Here is a 22004-nt window from a genome sequence, read left to right on the forward strand (position 1 = left end):
AAGAATGGCTCTGGAAGCAAGTAGCTTCTGGAGCCATTCTTTTTTATTTAAAGCTATTCGATCTGAATACTATCTTGGTCTTTACCGGGGGAATACTTATGAATACGAATCACTAATGATGGGTGGGTAAACTCGGCAGTGATCCTTCGTGAACAGATGGAAAAAGGGAAAGAAATTTTTCGTTGTGTAGGTGATGTAATCGCTTTATCTTTATGAAATAGCTTTTGAAAAGGTTTGTGAGGCTTTTCAACGGTAATCAAAATTTCGTTATCTTTTAAACGCACTTTAATATCCTTTGCTTCATGGTTTTCCAATATTGCTTCCACCATATACTCGTCATCACTTTCGTAAATGTCAATTGTAAATAATTGATGGTCCAATTTACTTGTCTCCGGATTAAGAAAAAACTTTTTCACCCATTCATCAAAAACCTTTACCTCATTCATCTGTACATCATGTAGTTTATCTTGCATGTGGATACCCCCGGTTTTGCCTTTGTTTGTATTATATGTTGGAAGTATCGAAAATGGTGATAATTAGGAAAACTTTCTAACTTAACTAAAATATATGTGGATTAGATACAAACACAACGGTGATTTTCTTTCAGTGCAATGATTATTATTTTTACGCCATACGAAGTGAAGACCGATAAAATTGGTGCTGGCAAAACCATTAATCGATACAAGCAAAATTAATGCACGAAACTAAAGAGGATTTAGACTCGTTCATGAAGAAGATAACAGTATAAACAGAAAAATCGAGGAGAGCAGTTTGACCTGCTTTCCTTTTTTTCTTTAAGAAGCTAGGAGGAACTGGAATGGAACATGAATTTGTCATTGTAAGTGCGAACCGTACGGCTATAGGTAAAATGGGAGGACAACTAAAAGATGTACAAGCGGGTCATCTAGCGGCAACGGTCATTAAGGATGCAATCGAGAGAGCAGGTCTGGCACCCGAGCAGATAAATGAAGTGATTTTTGGTGAAGTGCGCCAGTCGACCGAATCTTCAAATCTAGCACGTGTTGCCGCGTTAAGAGCGGGTATCCCTCCTGAAGCTTCGGCTTATACAGTAAACCGCCTATGTGCTTCAGGCATACAGGCAGTGATTTCCGGTGTTCAGCATCTAGCTTTTAATCCGGATGATATTGTCGTGGCAGGTGGAGCGGAAAATATGAGTAGAGCCCCCATTTACCTCAGAAATTCACGATTTGGAGAAGGAAACCCTCATCTAGTTGATTCTAATCTTGAAAATGGACAGCAGCCAACCGAAGTGTATGGAAAAGATTTGGGGATGGGGATAACAGCAGAAAACGTAGCGGAAACCTACCAAATTTCCCGGGAAGCCCAGGACGCCTTTGCTGTAGAAAGCCAAAGAAGGGCAAGAAAGGCGATTGAGTCTGGTTCCTTCGAATCTCAAATCGTTCCGGTTGAAATAAAGACTAGGAAAAGGACAACAGTATTTCAAGTGGACGAGCACCCAAGAGAAACATCGATAGAAAAACTGTCCCATTTGAAGCCCGTCTTCAAAAGTGATGGAACAGTCACGGCTGGTAATGCCTGTGGCCGTAATGATGGTGCCAGTGCTTTAGTTTTGATGACCCGCGAAAAGGCTTTTAATCTTGATATCAAACCGATTGCCAAGATTGTAAACTGGTCTACAGCTGGTGTCGATCCACGTTATATGGGAATCGGTCCCGTTCCCGCGATCGAGAACCTATTGAAAAAGACTGGACTGGCAGTTGAAGATATCGGACTGTTCGAGTTGAATGAGGCATTCGCATCACAATCATTGGCTGTTATACGGGAAGCCAAGCTAGATCCTGGTAATGTCAATGTCAACGGTGGAGCCATTGCATTAGGCCATCCACTAGGGGCAACGGGGGCGATTATCATGACCAAATTAATTCACGAGATGCAACGGCGCCAAGAGAAATACGGAATGGCAACCCTATGTATTGGCGGTGGACAAGGGATGGCCATTTTATTGGAATTGGCTTAATAGGGATTTGAAAAACTCTTCACTAAGCTTAACTCATTAAAACACAGAACTTAGCCACCGATTATACCTGCATTCTCTCTTAATATGCTAGTAAACCCATCCTTATTGTAGAAGGTTGGGTTTTTTGATTTTCTGGTAAATGAGAAAAATTCAAAAATGAATTATCAGTTTATGGATGAATCCTTTAAAACAAAGGCTTTATAACGAGTAAGATTCAAAAATGAATTTGATCACTCAAAAAAATTAGCTGTTTCCCCAGTGTGTGATTTGGCATGAAACTTGCATTGTTATATGTGTAAACCATATGTAGAAGAATCGGATTTGAGAAAAATGGAGGGGTTAAAGGTGCGAAAAACAGTAAAACAACCATGGGAGCAATGGTATGCAGAAGGAATGTCGTCATTACTTCTACCGGAAATTTCCGTCTATACACTACTGGACCAATCAGCAAAGAAATTCCCTGATCATACAGCCATTATTTTTGAAGACCATCTCATGGATTATAAAAGCCTGAAATCACAGGTAGATAAACTTGCAGGTAAGTGGAAAGAAATGGGGTTCGTGAAAGGTGAAAGAATTGGCCTTATGATGGCCAACCATCCTTATTTCATCATCAGTTATTACGCTGCACAAGCGCTGGGACTCATTGTTGTTCAACTGAACCCTATGTATAAGCCTAGGGAACTGCTCCAAATATTAGTGGATTCTAATGCTCTATATATTGTGTATGACCAATTGGCCGCTACTACCATTGAAGAAACAAAAGCGATATATGATTTTTCAATCTGCATGAAGACGGACGATGACCAATTAGACGGCCTATCCCTACGTTCTTTGATAGAAAATGGAGAAAAAATCAAGGAAGTTGAAACGATAAATCCTCTTGAAGATATTGCGGTCATCCAGTATACGGGAGGGACGACGGGGAAAATGAAGGGAGCGATGCTTACCCATTACAATCTGACTTCCAATGTTATACAGAGCTCTGAAATGTATGGGGATTTGATGGTGCCCGGAAAGGAAGTCGTGCTGGCAGCGACACCGCTTTATCATGTTTACGCGATGACAAGTGCCATGAATCTCGGAATTTATATTGGAGCTGCCATTCTATTATTTCCTAAATTCGAGATTCAAAATGTACTAATGAATATTCAAAAGTACCGTCCGACTTTTTTTCCAGGCGTTCCAAAGATGTACAATGCGTTCGTCAATCATCCTGAAATTGAAAAATATGGACTGGATTGTCTGAAAAATTGTTCTTGTGGCTCAGCACCCATGCCAGTTGAAGTCATTAATCGATTCGAGAAGCTGACAGGTGCTTCTATAGGAGAAGGTTTTGGGTTATCAGAAGCCTCTCCTTCCACACATCGTAATCCGCCCTTAGGTAAAAGGAAAATCGGGAGTGTCGGCATTCCTTTTCCTAGAACCGATTGTATGATCGTAGACGCGGACAATAATGAAGTGCCATCCAAAGGGGTGGGAGAGCTGCTTATAAAAGGCCCACAAATTATGAAGGGATATTGGAATAACGAGGTGGAAACGAGAAAAGCTCTCCAAAATGGCTGGTTGTATACAGGCGATCTTGCTTCAGTGGATGAAGAGGGGTATTTCTACATTGTCGGCAGAAAAAAAGAAATGATCATTATTAGCGGGTTTAATATATATCCGCAAGAGGTGGAAGGTGTCCTTTATCAGCACCCGGATATTCAGGAGGCGGCTGTGGTGGGGATACCGCATAAAGAATTAGGAGAGGTCGTAAAGGCATTCATTGTTCCAATGAAGGATGCCAACATTGACCTTGAGGAAATTGAAGGATATTGCTATACCCAGCTGACACCCTATAAGGTTCCGAAGCAATTTGAAGTAAGGGAGGAACTGCCGCGAAACACCGTTGGCAAACTATTAAAAAGGTTGCTTATAAAAGAGGAACTGGAAAAGAGGACAAAGAAGGATTGAAGCGGATCCAGCTTTTTAATGGAGGTAGTGGAAGCAAGAATCAATAGCATTCCAGTGGAGGAAATCGGGAAGTCGGAAGATATGCTTTTTTCGAAGATGAATGTTCTTCATTCCTCAGTGGCCAGGTACTACTGCTATATGTGACTGGAGGTTCTAATGAGATTCCTAGTTTCGTAATGGAATTCAACCAAGAAAGGCATTAATTCGACCACACAGCCAGATAATTCAACCAAGAAAGGCATTAATTCGACCACACAGCCAGATAATTCAACCATGGTAGCAAGTAATTCGACCATCAGAAGCGATAATTCAACCACCAAGACTATAAGACTATTTATTCACAAAGAAACGAGGGGATTCACATGCGTTGGTTTGTTCTTTCTCTATTATTCCTCGGAGCGGTCATTAACTTTGCTGATAAATCAATAATCGGACTGGCCGCTGTGCCAATCATGAAGGAATTCGATCTTTCCTATGCCGAATGGGGACTTGTAGGAAGCAGTTATTATTGGCTCTATCCTGTAACGGGCATTTTTGGAGCCGCATGGGCTGATAAGCTCGGGGCCAAGAAAGTACTGGGGTTCATCATGCTGACATGGACTGTTTTACAATTTGGTGTTTTGGCCATTGCTGCTTTGCCACTATTAATTATTTATAGAATCTTACTTGGGGCATTCGAAGGGCCATATAGCCCTATTGCTTATAGCCATGCGGATAAGTGGTTCCCCCCGAAACAACGGGGATTAGCCAACTCGGTTGTAGTGGGAGGGGGAACGGTTGGTGCGATGATTGTTGCACCGCTTCTTGTTTCCATGATTACCATTTTTGGATGGAAAGTGGCCTTTGCTAGTCTTGGAGTAGCAAGCCTTGTCTGGTTCTTCTTATTTCAATTTTTAACGAAGGAAAATCCCGTTCAAGTATATGAGAAGGTCCAGAAGAAAAAGAAAGAAAAGATGGAGAAATTCAAACTGAAAGACTTTCTCGTGCTTTTAGCGTCTTCAACCGCTTTATTTACGACACTTGCATATTTCTCAACGTATATTCTGGTCGTCTGGTTTTCCGTTTGGTTACCGATTTATTTAGTGGAAGTCGTAAATATGACACCCGGACAGATGGGCACGAGCATAGCAATCATTGGAGTCATTTCCGTATGTATTTATATGGGTGTTTCCATGTTATCGGATTACTTATTCAAGAAAAATCAGAATTGGCGTTCATCCAGGGTCTTGGTTGTAGCTGGAGCAATGATCATGGGTTCACTATTCCTATCTTCCATCATGGTCTTTCAAAATCCAATTTGGGTGATTTTTGCAATGTGCTTGGCTAAAGGTCTCACCTATTCCATATTACCGATTGGACCAACGATCATGATCAATGAAATGCGTGAACGCGGCGGACTGATGACAAGTATCTTAACGTCTTCAGGCAATCTTGCAGGCATTGTAGCTCCTCTACTAACGGGTTATATCATTAGTTTAGCGGCGGGGAATAAAATACTAGGCTATAACTTGTCCATTTTGTTCATGGCTGCCCTTGTTCTGGTATTCGGCTTATTGTTTGCCATGTTCGTTAAGCCAACTAAGTCAAAAGATGGGCAGGAAATCAGACCAACAGAAGATTATGATTTGAAATCTTCATAAGAGTTACCCAGCATAAAAAATATAAAAGAGGAGCGGATGAGGAAATGAATAGAGATGTGAATAGAGAGGCTGTCATTGTTTCAGCAGTAAGAACGGCGATTGGGAAGCAAGGGGGCGCACTAGCGACAGTACCCGCACACGTATTTGGGGCAGAAGTGGTAAAAGAGGCATTGAAACGCGCAAATGTAGCTCCTGAAATGGTGGACGATGTCATCATGGGGAATGTTTTAAGCGGAGGAGGCAATATCGCTCGATTAACCGCCCTTCAGACAGGTCTTTCCATGCAATTACCGGGTTTAACGGTCGATCGCCAATGTGGGTCCGGAATCAATGCGGTCAATTTGGCTGCACAAGCAATCTGGGCGGGTGATGGGGACGTATATATCGCTGGAGGAGTTGAGAGCATGAGCCGGGCTCCTTATTTGATGGATCGTCCGGATAAACCATATAGCTCTTCTCCACCAAATTTCAGGAAATCTCAGTTATCTCCAAAAGAGGTAGGCAATCCACCGATGGGAATTACCGCCGAAAATTTAGTTGCAAAATATGAGATCAGCCGGGAAGAACAAGATGAGTTCGCCATTGAGAGCCAGAAAAAGATGGCGAGAGCGATGGAAGAGGGACGCTTTACTGAACAAATTGTTTCAGTGAACATCCCGGTTCGAAATGGAGAGCCGGTAGGATTCAAAGTAGATGAACATCCACGTCCGCAAGTAACCAAAGAAGCGCTAGCGAAACTTCCTCCTGCATTCCTTGAAGGTGGCTCCGTAACGGCCGGAAACAGTTCGGGTTTAAATGATGCGGCGTCTGCTCTTGTCATTATGTCTAGGGAGAAAGCAGATGAATTGGGAATTAAACCTCTAGCGGTGATTAGAGCACACGCGGTTGCTGGTGTCGATCCCAACATCATGGGAATCGGACCGGTTCCAGCAGTAAGAAAGGTCATGGAAAAATCAGGGCTCTCGCTAAACGATATGGATATTATCGAAATTAATGAGGCTTTTGCGTCGCAAGTAATTGCCTGTAATCGGGAATTGGAAATGGATCCAGCCAAAGTGAATGTGAATGGAGGGGCGATTTCTCACGGACATCCACTTGGTGCCACAGGTGCAATTCTGATCACGAAAGCGGCCCATGAATTGAAACAATCTGAAGGAAGATATGCTCTCATTACGGCGTGCATTGGTGGTGGGCAAGGAATTGCCACAATCTTAGAACGGGAAGGTTGATTTTTCTTAAATTCGGAAGGAAATTCACTAGCATTTTTTTAATAGAATTGTTCCATTTGCGAATCAGACGAATTAAAAAAATCCACTATTAGGAGGCATTTGAATTATGACCATTACTTTAACGAAAGAAATGGAACAAATGAAAGCAATGATTCGGAATTTTGTTGAAAAGGAAGTAGAGCCTCTAGCCCAACAAATTGAAGAAGAGGATCTCATCCCACAACATCTTGTTGAAATGTCCAAAGAACTTGGATTATTCGGGATTAGCATCCCGGAACAATACGGTGGAATTGGCTTGAATACAGTAGAAAAGGCGACTGTATTAGAGCAGTTAGGCAGAACGCACAATGGGTTTGTTTCGTTAATAAGTGCTCATACCGGTATTGGAAGCACGGGCCTGGTAAGGCTTGCATCTGAACAGTTGAAAAATAAATATCTGCCTGAAATGGCGGCGGGTAATAAAATAGCCGCTTTCGCTTTATCCGAACCTGGTGCAGGTTCGGATGCGACCAATTTGGCGACGACGGCAGAGAAAAAGGGCGATTATTGGGTGATGAATGGTACAAAGCATTTCATCACCAATGGACCGATTGCTGATGTTTACACAGTTTTTGCGTTAACGGATAAAGATAAGGGGGCCAAAGGCGGGATAACTGCCTTCTTGGTGGAAAGAAATTTCCCTGGGGTCACTGTCGGTAAAAAGGACAAGAAAATGGGATTAAGAGGTTCGTATACATCTCAGGTCATTTTTGAAAATTGTATCATTCCTGAAGAAAATGTCATTGGTGAAGTGGGCATGGGGTATATATCAGCTCTTAGAATATTAGGGGAAGGCCGTGTCGGACTTGCCGCAAGGGCGGTAGGATCATGCGGCAAATTAATCGAGCTATCTACCAAATATGCAAAAGAGCGGATTCAATTCGGTAAACCAATTGCAGATAATCAAGCCATACAATGGATGCTAGCGGACATGGCAACAGAAACAGAAGCCGCAAAGGCCTTGACAATGATGGCAGCACAAAAGATTGATGAGGGGAAAAAGGTGATCAAAGAAGCCTCCATGGCTAAACTGTTCGCTTCCGATGTTTTTAATAGAGTAGCGGATAAAGCGGTTCAAATTCACGGGGGTATGGGGTATATGGCAGAATATCCAGTGGAACGCTTTTATCGCGATGCTCGCATTACAAAGATCTATGAAGGAACAAACGAAGTTCAACGGCTCATCATTGCTAGAAATGTTTTGAATGAGTACTGAATGATGTACTTTAGTATCAAGTGAAGGATTTGGGCATACAAAGTTGCTTGGTAAGGAAGCGAACTGGACAGCTATATGAGAACTGTTCAGTTCCAGACGTTGAAGGTATGATATGAGCCTTTTTAGGACCTATGTGAAGCAAGTGTGACTTATATAAGAGGGGGGAAGAATAATTTGCCAACCAATGTGGAGGATATTCGCAACCAATTCGAGAGCAGTCCATTCTTTGCATATATTGGATTTGAAATCATTCGATTTGAAGAAGGAAATGTCCGTCTGAAATTAAATATCGAGGAACATATGCTTAATGTAAATGGAACGCTGCACGGGGGTATTCATGCGACCATGCTTGACACCATTCTTGGGATAGTGATACGTTCTCTGACTAAAGCACGTGTTGTGACGACGAGCTTAACTGTTCATTATCTCGGCAGCCTGTCAGCAGGAGAAATATTTGCGGAAGCCAAGGTTCTTCAGCAGGGATATAAAACCGCTTTTGCAGAAGGAGAAATAAAAGATTCTGCTGGAAATCTCATTGCAAAAGGTACAGGGGTATTCAAATTGATTCGAGATGAATGAAAATAGTGATTGGCGGTGGAAAAAGAAGAAGGAGTGAAGCCAATGAATAGAGTGTGGCAGAAATCTTATCCGGAACATACTCCCTTTGAGGTAGAAATTCCTTTAATGTCTCTATACGAAATATTGGACCATTCGGCACGACAATACCCATCCACCAAAGCTGTTGTTGATGGAGAAAGGGAACTTTCTTATTTGGAATTGAAGAGAAAAATTGATTGTTTTGCAGGTTCATTAAACAAGTGGGGATTTAAAAAAGAGGATAGAATCGCATTGATGTTACCCAATTGTATAGAATACATCATTGCCTATTATGCTATCCACCGTTTGGGAGGCGTGGTGGTACAAGTGAACCCGATGTATACGGCAAATGAACTAGCCTATATATTACGGGATTCCAATGCAACATGGTTGATTGGAAATGATGAACAAAAGAAAAAGATAGTACAAACTGGTTTGGCAGATAGGCTCACGATTATTTCAGCAAATAGATTGCAGGAAGACAGCTACTATTCATGGATTGCAGAAGAGGAAAATGAACTCCCTGAGCTGGATATTAATCCAAAAGAAGATATTGCGTTACTTCAATATACAGGAGGAACCACAGGAAGAGCCAAAGGGGTCATGCTCACTCATTTCAACCTGATTGCCAATGTCATACAAGATTTTACCTATACAGCAAATGCCCTTCAACTGCAAAAACCGGGTGAGCGTATGCTTGGATTGACGCCACTGTTTCATGTATTCGGTAATGGCAGGATGAACAGTGCCGTTTATGCGGGAGCAACGTACATCACTCTAGAGAGATTTGAAATAAACAAGGTCGTCGATTTGATTAGAAAACATAGACCGACCATTTTTCCAGGTGTTCCTACCATGTATATCGCTTTACTAAATCATCCGGATTTGACAGCGCAAGATCTCAGCAGTTTTAAATACTGCAGCTGTGGCTCGGCGCCCCTTCCAGTGGAAGTTATCCATCAATTTGAGCGTAAATTCGGTGTGTCAATATCAGAAGGCTTTGGCATGTCGGAAACTTCACCTACCACCCATCGAAACCCAGTAAAAGGTCAAAGAAAGATAGGAAGCATTGGTATTCCCTATCCTAACACTGATGCCAAAATCGTCGATATCGAAACGGGGAAAGCGGAGCTGCCGTACAATCAGGCAGGGGAACTAATCATTAAGGGTCCACAGGTGATGAAGGGGTATTGGGGAAATCTAGAGGAAACTTCCATGGCATTAAGGGAGGGTTGGTTATATACCGGAGACATAGCCACAATGGATGAAGAAGGGTATTTCTTTATTGTGGGCAGGAAAAAAGAGCTAATCATTGCAAGCGGCTATAATATTTATCCGATTGAAGTAGAGGAAGTCATTTATCAGCATCCCGGAGTGGAAGAAGCTTGCGTATTTGGCATTCCGGATACCTATCGCGGGGAAACCGTCAAAGCTATAATCGTGCTAAAGAAAGGGGTAATTGCAACAGAACAGGATATCATAAAGTTCTGCAATGAACGTTTGGCTAATTATAAGGTTCCACGAGTGATAGAGTTTAGGGAACTTATGCCGAAGTCAGCGGTCGGGAAAATTTTACGACGGGTTTTGGTTGAGGAAGAAGGCAAGAGGACAAATAGTTTAAGGACTTATCGTCGATAGGCCTTTACACTTTACGCACGATTCACAATCCTGAAAGATCTTGGTCAGTACTACATATTCTACATTAAGGACAAGACGATGTTCATCATTGTTTATGTCCTATTTTTTATTACTAAGAATATATTTAAGAATAGTGCCTGGAAACCTATAATTGGGAATAGAGGGACTTGTAAATATAATCTTAGCCATAATACTGGTATGAAGTTATAATTAGAGGAGAACAAGTTAAGCTTTTTCAAATCAATGTAAAAGCAAAGGAAAGTTTAATTTAGGAATTAAGGAAGTGTAGGATGAAAAAACATATACCTAATATGCTGACTTTGGGAAATTTATTATGTGGGTTCTTATCGATAGGATGTATTATTACTGGTGATCTTAGAAATGCGACAATATTGATCTTTATCGCGTTAATGCTGGACGCATTGGATGGCAGGGTAGCAAGGATCCTTGGGGTATCTAATGAAATGGGGAAAGAATTGGATTCACTTGCCGATATCGTATCTTTTGGAGTAGCCCCTGCCTTTTTAGCCATACATACATATTTCAACGACTTTGGACAAGTTGGGATGCTAATCGCCAGTTTGTTCCCTCTATTCGGTGCATACCGATTAGCTCGTTTCAACATTACCGACCAAGCGGAATCCGTAAAATACTTTAAAGGGGTTCCCATCACATTAGCAGGCGGAATTGTGGCTTTCTTCGTCTTGTTTTCCGGGTCCGTACCATTATGGATATTTATTATCCTATATTATGGACTGTGTATATTGATGGTAAGTACAATGAAAATCCCAAGCTTTAAAAAAGTTGGCAGACCGAAGAATAGTGTTCTTATTACGTTGTTTTTATTCTATTCATTTTATTTAGTGGCTAAATCTAAATTTGAATCTGTACCGATATCTTTCTATATTGCTTTAGGAACCTATATAGTGTTAATTGTGGTGAGATATATTAAAGAAAAAGAACCCAAGTTCCCAAACAAAAAGAAAGTTAAAAAGCAGAAAATCAAAGTGATTCGTAAGAAAAGAATGAAACAATAAAAAGGCGCTGTCCCAAAAGGCATGGATAATGACTTCTGGGGTAGCCCTTTTTTTGATGACTAGAAACCGTTTTGTCTTTCGTTTTATTCGAACTAAAAGTGATAACTTGGCTTGACATTATACCCCTACAGGTATATTATCGGGATATAAGTTGTTCCACAGTTCTTTGTTTGTCTATATAGATAGGTGGGTGGGTATAGATCATGGAATACGATAAAAGTGTCATCAATCGGTTAAGAAGAATTGAAGGCCAAATTAAAGGTGTGCTAGGCATGATGGAACAAGGTAAGGACTGTAGAGATATCGTCACTCAGTTATCAGCAGCTCGAAATGCCATTGATAGGACGATGGGAGTCATTGTTAGCGCAAATCTTGAACAATGTGTGAGGGAGAATGTCATGAAAGGCGAAGATACAGATAGCCTTGTCAAAGAAGCTGTTGAATTACTAATTAAAAGTAGATAATATTGTCCAATAAATAACCCAATTATATAGACTGGCCAGCTCTCCAATTGGGTTGACTACTATTATTTTTTAGCTTATTATATACCCCTGGGTGTATAATGGAATAAAGGTAACTTTTAAAAAATACCCAATAGGGTAATTTAAATTCAGGGGGAAATACTAATGACAGAACAGAAAAAAACGACAATTATTTTATTTAGTGGAGACTACGATAAGGCAATGGCTGCTTACATTATTGCGAATGGAGCGGCGGCTTACGATCATGAAGTGACCATTTTCCATACATTCTGGGGGTTGAATGCATTACGAAAAGATGAGCCATTGACACTGAAAAAAGGCTTCCTTGAAAAGATGTTTGGCAAAATGATGCCGCGTGGTGCAGATAAAATGGGATTATCCAACATGAACTTTGCAGGCATGGGTCCTAAAATGATCAAGCATGTCATGAAAAAGCATAATGCCATGTCCCTCCCTAGTTTAATCGAAATGGCCCAAGAACAAGAAGTGAAACTAATCGCTTGTACAATGACCATGGATTTACTGGGCTTGCAGCAAGAGGAATTACTAGAAGGCATTGAATATGCGGGTGTGGCTGCTTATTTAGCTGACGCAGAAGATGGTAACGTCAACTTATTTATCTAAGGTAAGGGAGGAATCAAGCTATATTGGGTACACTATTAAATATCCTCATGATTGCTGTAATTGTCTGGTTCTTGTATCAACGATTTATTCCGGCAAAAGGGATTAAACAGATTACTACGATCGAATTAAGAACACAATTGAATAATAAAAGTAAGCAATATATTGATGTCCGGACACCTAATGAGTTTAGGGGAAACCATATCAAGGGATTTAAAAACATTCCCTTATATGAACTGCAAAATAGAGTGAAAGAACTCTCTAAAGACCAAGAAGTTTTCGTAATCTGCCAAAGTGGTATGAGAAGCAGTAAGGCAAGTAAGTTATTAAAAAAAATGGGATTCGAAAAGATCACGAATGTTAAAGGCGGAATGAGTGCTTGGCACTAATAAAAGGAGGAAGTCTGCTATGAAGGAAATTTCAACACAGGAAGTCGAAACTCTTTTAAATCAAAAGGCACCAGTGAATATTATCGATGTACGTGAAGTGGATGAAGTGAAAACGGGTAAAATCCCATCTGCCATGCATATACCTTTAGGACTAATAGAATTCAAGATGCAAGATCTGGACAAGTCAAAAGAATATATCATGGTCTGCCGCTCTGGTGGTAGAAGTTCAAAGGCCGTAAAACTACTTGAGGATCATGGGTACCAAGTAATCAATATGACAGGCGGAATGCTTGCCTGGAACGGACCAACCGCGTAATTTTTTTGAATAGTTAAATACCCCATGCAGTATAAATTGAGGAGGAAGAAACATGATTAAAACAAATTCTGTATTAGATGCAAAAGGATTAGCATGTCCGATGCCCATTGTCAAAACCAAAAAGGCTTTAAATGCCTTGGAGTCCGGTGAAGTATTGGAAGTCCAAGCAACGGATAAAGGTTCAACGGCCGACATGAAAGCTTGGGCAGAGAGTACAGGTCATCAATATTTAGGTACAGTCGAAGAAGGAACTGTTCTGAAACATTACCTTCGTAAATCAAGCGGAGAAGAAAGTATCGAAAAGAAACACCCGAACGTTGTTTCGAATGAGGAGCTTCAACAAAAAATAGAGGCAAATCCAAATATTGTTGTGTTGGATGTAAGAGAATCGGCAGAATATGCTTTTGAACACATTCCAACGGCGAAATCCCTTCCCCTGGGTGATTTGGATGGCAGTCTAAGTGAACTGGATAAAGAATCCGAGATATACGTGATTTGCCGTACTGGGAGCAGGAGTGACCTAGTTGCACAAAAACTTACAGAATCAGGATTTAAGCAAGTAATCAATGTCATGCCTGGCATGAGCCAATGGAATGGTCCGACAGAAAAATCAGTGAATTAATAAAAAACTACTACTAATATGGAGGAATGAAGGATGACTAAAAAGGTAGCAATCATCGCTAGTAACGGTGGATTATTTGACGCATATAAAGTTTTTAATATTGCCACAGCAGCGGCAGCAACAGATCAAAAGGTTGCCATTTTCTTCACATTTGAAGGATTAAACTTAATCCACAAGGAAGGCAATAAACAACTTCCGATGCCAGAAGGCAAAGAACATTTTGCGGAAGGATTTGCAAAGGCCAATGTACCGGCCATTCCAGAATTACTTGCTATGGCTCAAGAATTGGGTGTTATATTTATCGGATGCCAAATGACAATGGATGTTATGGGACTAGTGAAAGAAGACTTCGTTGACGGAATTAAAGTCGGCGGCGCTGTAACATTCTTGGAATTCGCTAAAGATGCGGATGTTACTTTAACATTTTAATAGCTTAAAAAAAGAAAAAAATTTGAAACGGAATATACTATAGGGGGTATATAGAATGCCATACAATGAAATGACAGCTAAAGAAGTGGCAAAGAAAGTAATCAATAATGATGAGCTATTTATCTTTGACGTTCGTAATGAAAATGATTTTAACGATTGGAAAATTGAAGGAGCGGGTTTCGACTACTTTAATATGCCCTACTTCGAATTGCTAGATGGTGTGGATGAAGTCATGGATAAAATCCCTGCCAATAAGGAAGTTTTGGTGGTATGTGCAAAAGAAGGTTCATCCGTTATGGTAGCGGAAATGCTATCTGATGCAGGGCTAACGGTTTCTTACTTAAAGGGCGGAATGAAAGCATGGAGTGAACACCTAGAGCCATTGAAAATTGGCGATTTGAATGATGGTGGGGAAATCTATCAATTTGTCCGTCTTGGAAAAGGATGCTTGTCATACATGATCGTTTCCAACGGAGAAGCAGCCATTATTGACTCTACCAGGATGATTGATACCTACCTTGATTTTGCAGAAAGTATCGGTGCAAAGATCACACAAGTATTTGATACACACTTACATGCTGACCATATTTCAGGTGGTCGACAAATTGCTGAAAGCACGAATGCAACGTATTGGTTGCCACCAAAAGATGCAACCGAAGTTGTCTTTGGATATGAGCCTTTAGAGAATGGTAAGGTAGTTAAAATCGGTCACACGGCTATTGAAATCCAAGCTCTATATTCTCCAGGACATACAATTGGTTCTACTTCATTTGTTATCGATGAAAAATACCTTTTGACAGGGGACATACTATTCATCGATTCGATTGGTAGACCGGATCTAGCTGGATTGGCTGAGGATTGGGTTGGCGACTTGAGAGAAACCCTTTATACACGTTACAAAGAACTATCAGACGAATTGATTGTCCTTCCATCTCATTTCATGATCATTGAAGAACTGAACGAAGACGGCAGTGTCGCTAAGAAATTAGGATCGTTGTTTGAAGAAAATCATGGCCTGAATATTGCAGACGAAGCAGAATTCAGAGAGATGGTAACGGGAAACCTACCACCACAACCGAATGCTTACCAAGAAATCCGTCAAACGAACATGGGGAAAATCACGCCTGATGAGGAAAAACAACGTGAAATGGAAATTGGACCGAATCGTTGTGCGGTACGCTAAACCAGTTTAAAAAACTACGAATAGAGGAGATTTATCATGATGAAATCAGAAAAGGTATTAGATGCTAAGGGCTTGGCTTGTCCAATGCCGATCGTAAGAACAAAGAAAGCGATGAATGAATTGGAATCCGGTCAAGTGTTGGAAATACACGTAACAGATAAAGGCGCAAAAGCAGATTTAGCGGCTTGGTCAAAATCAGGCGGACATGAGCTAATTGAAATGGCAGAAGATAATGGCGTGTTGAAATTCTGGATTAGAAAAGGCTGATAAAGATAAGGGGACCAATTAGGTTCCCCTCTTCTAAAGGAGAGACTGACATGGACATTACTTTTATCATCACCATATTTTTAATTGGTTTCATTGGCTCCTATATTTCAGGAATGCTTGGCATAGGCGGGTCGATCATCAAGTACCCGATGCTTTTATACATTCCACCGATCTTCGGTTTAGCGGCATTCAGTGCCCACGAAGTTTCAGGTATCAGCGCCGTACAAGTATTATTCGCCTCCATCGGGGGTGTATGGGCTTACCGTAAGGGTGGTTATTTAAACAAGCCGCTTATCCTCTACATGGGTATCAGTGTATTAATAGGAAGTGTGATTGGGAGTTTCGGTTCGCAATCGATGTCGGAAGACGGTATCAATATCGTCTATGGCCTGCTCGCTTTAATAGCAGCTGTGATGATGTTCATACCGAAAAAGGGAATCGATGATATCCCATTAGACCAGGTCAAATTTAATAAATGGTTAGCGGCAGTACTTGCCTTAATAGTCGGTTTAGGTTCCGGGGTTGTCGGGGCAGCAGGGGGCTTCTTACTTGTTCCGATTATGCTCGTTGTCTTGAAAATACCGACGAGGGTAACCATTGCCTCTTCACTAGCCATTACCTTCATTTCCTCCATTGGGGCAACAGTCGGCAAGATCTCTACAGGCCAAGTCGACTATTACCCGGCAATCATCATGGTAGTTGCAAGTATCATCGCAGCTCCACTTGGTGCAATGGCAGGGAAGAAAATGAACACAAAAATCCTTCAAGTCATATTGGCACTATTAATATTAGCAACAGCAGTAAAGATTTGGATGGGGATTTTGGTGTAGGGTTGGTAAAAGGAGATTAGACCTTTACCTTGACAGGGTTGGGGTCGGGGGTTCGGGCCCCTCACAGGTCATCCGATTGGATAGGCTGGAATCCTTGATATATCAAGGGATTCAGCCTTTTTTTGTGTTAAGTGCTGTCGGTCAATTACGGTTACTATTGTGATTTGCTCACATTTTGCTCACGGGATTGTTCAACAGCTTTTTGGAATATATCGCCCAATTCATTGTCTACATTTGGAATGAGGTGAGCGTATGTCTCTAACGTGATTTTAGGATTGGCGTGTCCTAATCGATGAGCCACCTTTACAATATCTACTCCCTCTGAAATGAGGATCGATGCGTGCGTATGACGGATATCGTGAAATCGAATAGATGTCACATTAGCATTGGTAATCAGTCTTTTCATTACGCGTAACACGTTTCGAGGATCTTGTATGGTGCCTGTTTCCGTACATATGATTAGGTTTTGATCCTGATATTGATCTCCGAATCGATTTTTCCAGCTTTCCTGTAATTTTTGATGCCGGAGTAGTTCATTAAGAACGATATCCGGAATGGGTACGTATCGTTTAGAGTTTTTCGTTTTTGGAGTAGTTAAAATATATCCTTTATTAGGGACGTGTGCTAAAGAACGTTCAACTCGGATGGTCTTCTTGGTAAAGTCAACATCGGTCCATTTTAGACCTAAGACTTCCCCTCTCCTCATTCCAGTATATAGAGCAAGTAAGAAAGTTAAATAGTGCCGCTCTCCCTTGCAATGTTGAAGAAACGTGTCGATTTCTTCAAAAGACCAAATCGTCATCTCTTCTTTTTTTACAGAGGGTGGATCAGCATTGATGACTGGATTAATGATAATTTTTTTCCATTTCACTGCTTGATTAAATGATTGATGAAACATTTGATGCATCTTACGTATATAACTTGTACTATATCCTTCATCTAATTTGAGATTGTAAAAAGAATCAATATCTTCTGTTGTAATTTTTGAGAGTTCTTTATTTGCAAAAGGATTCTCTTCAATTAAGTGTTTGTCCATCAAATATTTTCTATTATACACAGTAGTATCCTTTATACGTTTTTGATAGTGTGATGTAAACCAATTTTCCAAATAGGAAGAAAAGACTTCTTTACTTGGTTCAACATACCCATTCTCATCGATTTCAACAAGAAGCTTACGAAGAGCGGCTTGTGCATATTTTTGGCGTGCGAAACCACCTTTGGTTTTTTGTCTGCGTTTGCCCGTCAGCGGATCTCTTCCCGTATCTACTGTATATGTCCAAGTGTTTCCTCGTTTCTTTATGCTACCTTTCATTATGCTTACCTCCGTATGTCTATAATTATGTGGATACAAAGGAAAGCAAGTGGTCTAGTACCATATTGACCACTTGCTTTCCTTTTTATAAGCCGCTCACTTGTTGTTGAGTAAGCCAATTAAAGAATTCATCTTTTCTAACTCGTTTGATTCTACCAATTCGAATCAATGGAAATGATGTTTGTTCCATTAATTCATAAGCTGTTGGTTTGGAAATCATTAGGATTTCTGAAATGTGTACCGCTGTCAAAATCATTGGATAATCTTCGATGTCTTTATGCATAATTTTTGCCTCTTCCTTAAGGATAATAGTTTTAAAGTTTCTAAATTATTAATTTCGGACACATTATATTCTGTAGGATTTTTAATTTTCAAGGTTTGAGGAGATTTTTTTAAATTTTTTTCGGGATAGTAATGAATTTTATTGTTATGATAGTTAGCGTTTTTTTTATGGAGAAAAAGCATAAATAACATTCTTTTTTCCTTAATTACTTATCGAAATAACAAGAGTAGGCTTCTCGATGATAGGCACTTTTCTCCTCAGAAATGCACCGGTTCGTTGATCGTTGTTAATTTGATTAGAGTTAACAATCATTGCTTAATTGTGTTTTATATCCAATAAAGTTTCCGATTTTTATTAACTGATTATGGGCATACAAAGGTGTCAATAATAAAGGGAGAAATCTATTTAAGTCTATTTTTGAGGTGATTAGATGGAGAGTGAATATACCATACAGGCTAGTTACGAAGAAAAAATAAGGGAATTAATAGAGAAAGGAGAAGTGGAGTTGCCAATTGCAGATTGTGACCTTCGGTTTTTTTTAGAGGATTCTTTAAAAATCTTAAATTTAAAATATAAAAAGCTGATTTCACTAAAGAATAGAAAAGCAAGTGTGAAAAATCTGATTATTAAAATTGTTAGCTGAATTAACAGGTCTTTATGAGTCTTAGTTGAATAAGAAATTTAAAATGAATATAAGGGATAGCTCAGTTGACCGTGATTGAGCTATTTTTTCGTACATCTGTTCGTAGGTGTTTGGTGTGATAAAATAAGAACTAATGTTCCTGGTGTAGTGGAGGTGACTTTGATGAAGGAGAAGGAATCATCATTTCAAAAAGGATTTCAAGAAGGCTATGAAGAGGGATTTCGAGAAGGACAACAATTGTTTAAAAATCAGATTATCAAACGAATAAAAGAGTATGATGTAGTGTTAAAAGAATTGATCTCTATAAACGTTGAAAAAGCGAGTCGTAAGTATGAACGATAAAGAACGAGAAGGTTGGACTGGTAGCAGTACTCAGAAATAGTGAAAAAGATCAAGAAGGCAAGGAGAGGAAATTGATGATTCGATATAATTTATCATTATCCGAAGAACAAATGAGAATAATTGTAGCTGCTCTTTTTAATTTAGGGTAACAGACAATGGGACCGACTAAATTTTTTAAGGATTTTATGACGTCATATACAGAAGCGTTCAAAGAAAGCGGAAAGGAACAGCTTTTTGAAATTCGTTCTCTTCTTCCGGATAGGATTGATGAATCTCAATTCTTCGGATTACTCTTTCACATATCACAGCTATTAACTCAACAAAAGACATATGGTATTCCAGTTGAGGTAGAAAACCTTTTAAATGATTTATTGGATATAAATCTTGAACTACGAGATATGAATTGTGAAGAAATGATGAATATTTTCGAAAAAAATCTTTCATCATTATTGAACAAGGATAGGAAGAATGAGTGATTTTAGTTGGAGCCTTAAACTCTACCTCATCTGTGCAGTTTTTTGGAAAGGGGCTTATTGATAAACCACACTGAATCATAATTGAGTTTACACGTAGTTCCATCATAAGTTTTGTAGTGTTTAATTACTTCGTGGGCTTTCTTTCCTCTATACAATACCAAAAGGCCCTAAAACGTCACTATTTTAACAATCTTCTCTACTAAGGGGAATTTCCCCGAACTAGCGAGAAAAGCGACTCTTTTGTCACGAAGGGTGGTTTTTCTTTTTTTTAGGCTATGTTAAAGCGTGTTGTCAAAACTAAAGTTGATGGTATGATAGGCTCTAAATTAACACCTAATAATGTACTTGTAACAGATGCGTGGAGAGCGTATAAAACGTATGCAAATGAAAAGGGGTTAGAACACTACCGCATTAAGTCAGATGATGGAAAACACGTTATCAAAGGTTTGTATCATATTCAAAATGTGAACGGACTCCATTCACGATTGAAAAATTGGATAAATCGTTTTAATGGGGTAGCGTCTAAATATCTTGATAATTACCTAGCTTGGTTCTTATTTGTAGATAGTCATAGTAATGAAAGTACAAAACACAATATCAAAGAATTTCTATTGACATCCTTTATTTTTGAAATGACAGAAACCTATCAAAGTTTACGTTTGTCGAAATTCAATGTGTAATGCTCGTTTGACTTTTAGGGCGTTCATCCAAATGCAAGGACTTACAGCGTTAGACGAAATAAAGTTACCAAACATCGCTTTGGGAATGTTTTTTAAAGGGTTATTTAAGCGTATAGCAAAATAAATAGTGAAATGCAATATGAGGGAGGAAATAGTGATTTTGAACAAAAGTAAAGTAAGTACAATTTTAGGTATTTTATCTATTCTTCCTGTCATAGTAAGTATTATTTTTTTTAATATACCCAGAGGACCTAATACTGATATTTACCTTAGAATTATTACTTTCAACATTTTATCAATTATCGGTTTTATACTTGCTGTAATCTCTTTGTTTATGTCAATATCGTCTAAACGCATAAGAAAATTATTAATAGGGTTGGTCGGGTTAACCTTAAATGTATTGATTTTATTTTTTACTTTTCTATTATTAGTTACAACAGGAATTTAAAGATATTAATTATTTTAAATTGGTAAAAATCGCCTTAATGTATACGCTATTCAAAAGAACGAAAATAACGTTCCTAAATAAAAGTTTGGGGACAGTTTAAAAAGGCACAAATGTTGATTTACAGCGTTTCGTGCCTTTTCTTGTGAACATTTTTTATACAGATGGCTCAAATGGTTGATGCGACTGTATTTGTGCTTGTTGGAAGTGTTCTCTATCTTGCATAAAATCGTGTATATTCCTTATTGTTATAAATCCATATTTTTCCTACTACACCCAAAATGGGAAACTACAATAAATCGATTCCCCAAAAAATTTAAAAACAACAATTAAATTTAACAGAGCCTTTTTTTAAACTAACGGGTAGCGATTATTCAATTAGAGCAATCGCTTTTTGTGCTGACGGACAGTTTAGCACAAGAAGATATGAAATATAGTAAAGTAGGATTGAAGTAGAAATGTTAAAATTAATAACTAACTTATAAGCACATTACATCTTAGGAGTTAAAATCTATGTTCAAAAGAAGTATATGGAAGTATTTATTTTTGACTGTTGTTTACGTTATAACAATTCTTGTTGTTGATGATAATCATAGATTTGAGGAAAATGCTCTAATCGGTTTTGGAATTTTTACATTCTTTTATTGGATTGGTGTTTGGTATTGGAAAAAAGAATAGAAATAAAAATTAACACTTCTTCAACTAAACCAGCTAATAGAAGCTATAGTAATCTTCCACAATCGGGCGCGTTTCCGGAACTCAGAAAAAGCTACTTCTTGCTAACTAATTTTGAACACTTCCACCGCTAAAAATGGAGGATCGAGATAAAATGAAGAAATTTCCCTCAAATCTAATATCTATTATGTTTTATACAATATTTGTAGTAAGCACGATAATTTCGTTATTTATTGTATATAAGAATATTGATAATTCATTTGCTTTTAAATTTGTTATTGGCTATGTTGTTTTTCTTATGTTATTTCTTTTTTATTTCATTGTGGCAACTGTAATCAATATGAGAAAATTAAAATGGTTTGATATTAGAAAAAGAATGTATAGATTTATTTCTGCTTTTGTTCTCCTTAGTGGGACGAGTATTATTTATTATTATTTTTTTAGACCGGAAGAAATAGATTATTATAGGATTTTTTCTAGTGCGTTAGGTTTATCTTTAGGGATAGCTTTTTTAGATTTAGCGTTCTTTAGAAAGAAAAATGTAGATTAACTTTTTATTCAGCTAAAGGGCGCGATTGCTTAATAAGAGCCGTCGCTGCCTGTGCTAACGAAGCAGGTTGAAGAAGGATGATATAATTATTTCTAGATAAATGAGAAC

General features: G+C 39.0%; 25 protein-coding genes and 1 pseudogene. 23 read left to right on the plus strand and 3 right to left on the minus strand.

Translation table 11 applies throughout. From position 1 onward, the window contains the following. Nucleotides 1-53 precede the first annotated feature (53 nt). Nucleotides 54-473: an Hsp20/alpha crystallin family protein gene (locus tag AC503W_RS08170; protein WP_402875388.1), complete on the minus strand. Its 420-nt coding sequence runs from the start codon at nt 471-473 to the stop codon at nt 54-56. Nucleotides 474-817: 344 nt separating this feature from the next. Between AC503W_RS08170 and AC503W_RS08175 the strand changes: the two genes are divergently transcribed. From AC503W_RS08175 to AC503W_RS08255, 17 genes are all read left to right on the plus strand, one after another. Beyond that, nucleotides 818-1999 carry a thiolase family protein gene (locus AC503W_RS08175; RefSeq protein ID WP_427686320.1) on the plus strand — a complete coding sequence of 394 codons (1182 nt, stop codon included), beginning with the start codon at nt 818-820 and terminating at the stop codon, nt 1997-1999. Between the two features lie 345 nt (nt 2000-2344). Next, nucleotides 2345-3955 (plus strand): long-chain-fatty-acid--CoA ligase, encoded by a 1611-nt coding sequence (locus tag AC503W_RS08180; RefSeq protein ID WP_402875392.1) that lies wholly within the window; start codon nt 2345-2347, stop codon nt 3953-3955. 362 nt (nt 3956-4317) lie between these two features. Continuing rightward, nucleotides 4318-5595: an MFS transporter gene (locus AC503W_RS08185; RefSeq protein WP_494916722.1), complete on the plus strand. Its 1278-nt coding sequence runs from the start codon at nt 4318-4320 to the stop codon at nt 5593-5595. 56 nt (nt 5596-5651) lie between these two features. Further along, complete coding sequence (locus tag AC503W_RS08190; protein WP_494917303.1) at nt 5652-6824, plus strand: thiolase family protein; 1173 nt, start codon at nt 5652-5654, stop codon at nt 6822-6824. Between the two features lie 106 nt (nt 6825-6930). Then, nucleotides 6931-8079 carry an acyl-CoA dehydrogenase family protein gene (locus AC503W_RS08195; protein ID WP_494916726.1) on the plus strand — a complete coding sequence of 383 codons (1149 nt, stop codon included), beginning with the start codon at nt 6931-6933 and terminating at the stop codon, nt 8077-8079. Nucleotides 8080-8253: 174 nt separating this feature from the next. Continuing rightward, a complete protein-coding gene (locus AC503W_RS08200) occupies nt 8254-8658 on the plus strand; it encodes a PaaI family thioesterase (RefSeq protein WP_494916730.1) in 405 nt (134 codons plus the stop codon). A 42-nt stretch (nt 8659-8700) separates the two neighbouring features. After that, nucleotides 8701-10314 (plus strand): long-chain-fatty-acid--CoA ligase, encoded by a 1614-nt coding sequence (locus AC503W_RS08205; RefSeq protein ID WP_494916732.1) that lies wholly within the window; start codon nt 8701-8703, stop codon nt 10312-10314. Between the two features lie 290 nt (nt 10315-10604). Beyond that, nucleotides 10605-11351, plus strand: a complete 747-nt coding sequence (gene pssA, locus AC503W_RS08210; protein ID WP_494916734.1) for a CDP-diacylglycerol--serine O-phosphatidyltransferase — start codon at nt 10605-10607, stop codon at nt 11349-11351. A 203-nt stretch (nt 11352-11554) separates the two neighbouring features. After that, on the plus strand, nt 11555-11815 hold the full coding sequence (locus tag AC503W_RS08215) for a metal-sensitive transcriptional regulator (protein ID WP_402875404.1): 261 nt from the start codon (nt 11555-11557) through the stop codon (nt 11813-11815). A 162-nt stretch (nt 11816-11977) separates the two neighbouring features. Next, nucleotides 11978-12457 carry a DsrE/DsrF/DrsH-like family protein gene (locus tag AC503W_RS08220; protein ID WP_402991923.1) on the plus strand — a complete coding sequence of 160 codons (480 nt, stop codon included), beginning with the start codon at nt 11978-11980 and terminating at the stop codon, nt 12455-12457. A gap of 20 nt (nt 12458-12477) precedes the next feature. Continuing rightward, nucleotides 12478-12843, plus strand: a complete 366-nt coding sequence (locus tag AC503W_RS08225; protein ID WP_494917305.1) for a rhodanese-like domain-containing protein — start codon at nt 12478-12480, stop codon at nt 12841-12843. A 19-nt stretch (nt 12844-12862) separates the two neighbouring features. After that, the gene (locus AC503W_RS08230; protein WP_402875408.1) at nt 12863-13159 is read left to right on the plus strand and encodes a rhodanese-like domain-containing protein; all 297 of its coding nucleotides are present in this window, start codon (nt 12863-12865) and stop codon (nt 13157-13159) included. A 52-nt stretch (nt 13160-13211) separates the two neighbouring features. Further along, nucleotides 13212-13781, plus strand: a complete 570-nt coding sequence (locus AC503W_RS08235; RefSeq protein ID WP_494916737.1) for a sulfurtransferase TusA family protein — start codon at nt 13212-13214, stop codon at nt 13779-13781. Nucleotides 13782-13814: 33 nt separating this feature from the next. Then, entirely contained in the window at nt 13815-14210 is a 396-nt protein-coding gene (locus tag AC503W_RS08240) for a DsrE/DsrF/DrsH-like family protein (protein WP_494916738.1), read from the plus strand. Between the two features lie 55 nt (nt 14211-14265). Beyond that, entirely contained in the window at nt 14266-15393 is a 1128-nt protein-coding gene (locus AC503W_RS08245; RefSeq protein WP_494916740.1) for an MBL fold metallo-hydrolase, read from the plus strand. Nucleotides 15394-15432: 39 nt separating this feature from the next. Beyond that, on the plus strand, nt 15433-15660 hold the full coding sequence (locus AC503W_RS08250; protein ID WP_494917307.1) for a sulfurtransferase TusA family protein: 228 nt from the start codon (nt 15433-15435) through the stop codon (nt 15658-15660). A 50-nt stretch (nt 15661-15710) separates the two neighbouring features. Beyond that, on the plus strand, nt 15711-16490 hold the full coding sequence (locus AC503W_RS08255; RefSeq protein ID WP_494916742.1) for a sulfite exporter TauE/SafE family protein: 780 nt from the start codon (nt 15711-15713) through the stop codon (nt 16488-16490). 154 nt (nt 16491-16644) lie between these two features. Here the strand turns inward: AC503W_RS08255 and AC503W_RS08260 are convergent, their stop codons facing one another. Further along, the gene (locus AC503W_RS08260) at nt 16645-17802 is read right to left on the minus strand and encodes a site-specific integrase (RefSeq protein ID WP_494916743.1); all 1158 of its coding nucleotides are present in this window, start codon (nt 17800-17802) and stop codon (nt 16645-16647) included. 85 nt (nt 17803-17887) lie between these two features. Then, entirely contained in the window at nt 17888-18085 is a 198-nt protein-coding gene (locus AC503W_RS08265; RefSeq protein ID WP_494916745.1) for a helix-turn-helix domain-containing protein, read from the minus strand. Nucleotides 18086-18515: 430 nt separating this feature from the next. Here AC503W_RS08265 and AC503W_RS08270 point away from each other — a divergent pair, with 430 nt between their 5' ends. From AC503W_RS08270 to AC503W_RS08295, 6 genes and pseudogenes are all read left to right on the plus strand, one after another. Further along, complete coding sequence (locus tag AC503W_RS08270; RefSeq protein ID WP_494916747.1) at nt 18516-18728, plus strand: hypothetical protein; 213 nt, start codon at nt 18516-18518, stop codon at nt 18726-18728. Nucleotides 18729-18890: 162 nt separating this feature from the next. Further along, nucleotides 18891-19070 carry a hypothetical protein gene (locus AC503W_RS08275; protein ID WP_494916749.1) on the plus strand — a complete coding sequence of 60 codons (180 nt, stop codon included), beginning with the start codon at nt 18891-18893 and terminating at the stop codon, nt 19068-19070. Nucleotides 19071-19225: 155 nt separating this feature from the next. Further along, entirely contained in the window at nt 19226-19546 is a 321-nt protein-coding gene (locus AC503W_RS08280; RefSeq protein ID WP_494916750.1) for a hypothetical protein, read from the plus strand. Between the two features lie 272 nt (nt 19547-19818). After that, nucleotides 19819-20226: pseudogene (locus AC503W_RS08285) on the plus strand (IS1595 family transposase); the annotation flags it as partial. A 958-nt stretch (nt 20227-21184) separates the two neighbouring features. Continuing rightward, on the plus strand, nt 21185-21349 hold the full coding sequence (locus tag AC503W_RS08290) for a hypothetical protein (RefSeq protein ID WP_494916754.1): 165 nt from the start codon (nt 21185-21187) through the stop codon (nt 21347-21349). Between the two features lie 151 nt (nt 21350-21500). Continuing rightward, the gene (locus tag AC503W_RS08295; RefSeq protein ID WP_494916757.1) at nt 21501-21896 is read left to right on the plus strand and encodes a hypothetical protein; all 396 of its coding nucleotides are present in this window, start codon (nt 21501-21503) and stop codon (nt 21894-21896) included. Nucleotides 21897-22004 lie beyond the last annotated feature (108 nt).

This window comes from Peribacillus suis, from assembly GCF_059384845.1.

Excerpts from the sequence above, each read along its gene's own strand:
- AC503W_RS08170 (WP_402875388.1), bottom strand. The coding sequence starts at position 473 with ATGCAAGATAAACTACATGATGTACAGATGAATGAGGTAAAGGTTTTT.
- AC503W_RS08175 (WP_427686320.1), top strand. The coding sequence starts at position 818 with ATGGAACATGAATTTGTCATTGTAAGTGCGAACCGTACGGCTATAGGT.
- AC503W_RS08185 (WP_494916722.1), top strand. The coding sequence starts at position 4,318 with ATGCGTTGGTTTGTTCTTTCTCTATTATTCCTCGGAGCGGTCATTAAC.
- AC503W_RS08195 (WP_494916726.1), top strand. The coding sequence starts at position 6,931 with ATGACCATTACTTTAACGAAAGAAATGGAACAAATGAAAGCAATGATT.
- AC503W_RS08205 (WP_494916732.1), top strand. The coding sequence starts at position 8,701 with ATGAATAGAGTGTGGCAGAAATCTTATCCGGAACATACTCCCTTTGAG.
- pssA (WP_494916734.1), top strand. The coding sequence starts at position 10,605 with ATGAAAAAACATATACCTAATATGCTGACTTTGGGAAATTTATTATGT.
- AC503W_RS08215 (WP_402875404.1), top strand. The coding sequence starts at position 11,555 with ATGGAATACGATAAAAGTGTCATCAATCGGTTAAGAAGAATTGAAGGC.
- AC503W_RS08220 (WP_402991923.1), top strand. The coding sequence starts at position 11,978 with ATGACAGAACAGAAAAAAACGACAATTATTTTATTTAGTGGAGACTAC.
- AC503W_RS08230 (WP_402875408.1), top strand. The coding sequence starts at position 12,863 with ATGAAGGAAATTTCAACACAGGAAGTCGAAACTCTTTTAAATCAAAAG.
- AC503W_RS08235 (WP_494916737.1), top strand. The coding sequence starts at position 13,212 with ATGATTAAAACAAATTCTGTATTAGATGCAAAAGGATTAGCATGTCCG.
- AC503W_RS08240 (WP_494916738.1), top strand. The coding sequence starts at position 13,815 with ATGACTAAAAAGGTAGCAATCATCGCTAGTAACGGTGGATTATTTGAC.
- AC503W_RS08245 (WP_494916740.1), top strand. The coding sequence starts at position 14,266 with ATGCCATACAATGAAATGACAGCTAAAGAAGTGGCAAAGAAAGTAATC.
- AC503W_RS08250 (WP_494917307.1), top strand. The coding sequence starts at position 15,433 with ATGAAATCAGAAAAGGTATTAGATGCTAAGGGCTTGGCTTGTCCAATG.
- AC503W_RS08255 (WP_494916742.1), top strand. The coding sequence starts at position 15,711 with ATGGACATTACTTTTATCATCACCATATTTTTAATTGGTTTCATTGGC.
- AC503W_RS08260 (WP_494916743.1), bottom strand. The coding sequence starts at position 17,802 with ATGAAAGGTAGCATAAAGAAACGAGGAAACACTTGGACATATACAGTA.
- AC503W_RS08265 (WP_494916745.1), bottom strand. The coding sequence starts at position 18,085 with ATGCATAAAGACATCGAAGATTATCCAATGATTTTGACAGCGGTACAC.
- AC503W_RS08270 (WP_494916747.1), top strand. The coding sequence starts at position 18,516 with ATGGAGAGTGAATATACCATACAGGCTAGTTACGAAGAAAAAATAAGG.
- AC503W_RS08275 (WP_494916749.1), top strand. The coding sequence starts at position 18,891 with ATGAAGGAGAAGGAATCATCATTTCAAAAAGGATTTCAAGAAGGCTAT.
- AC503W_RS08280 (WP_494916750.1), top strand. The coding sequence starts at position 19,226 with ATGGGACCGACTAAATTTTTTAAGGATTTTATGACGTCATATACAGAA.
- AC503W_RS08290 (WP_494916754.1), top strand. The coding sequence starts at position 21,185 with ATGTTCAAAAGAAGTATATGGAAGTATTTATTTTTGACTGTTGTTTAC.
- AC503W_RS08295 (WP_494916757.1), top strand. The coding sequence starts at position 21,501 with ATGAAGAAATTTCCCTCAAATCTAATATCTATTATGTTTTATACAATA.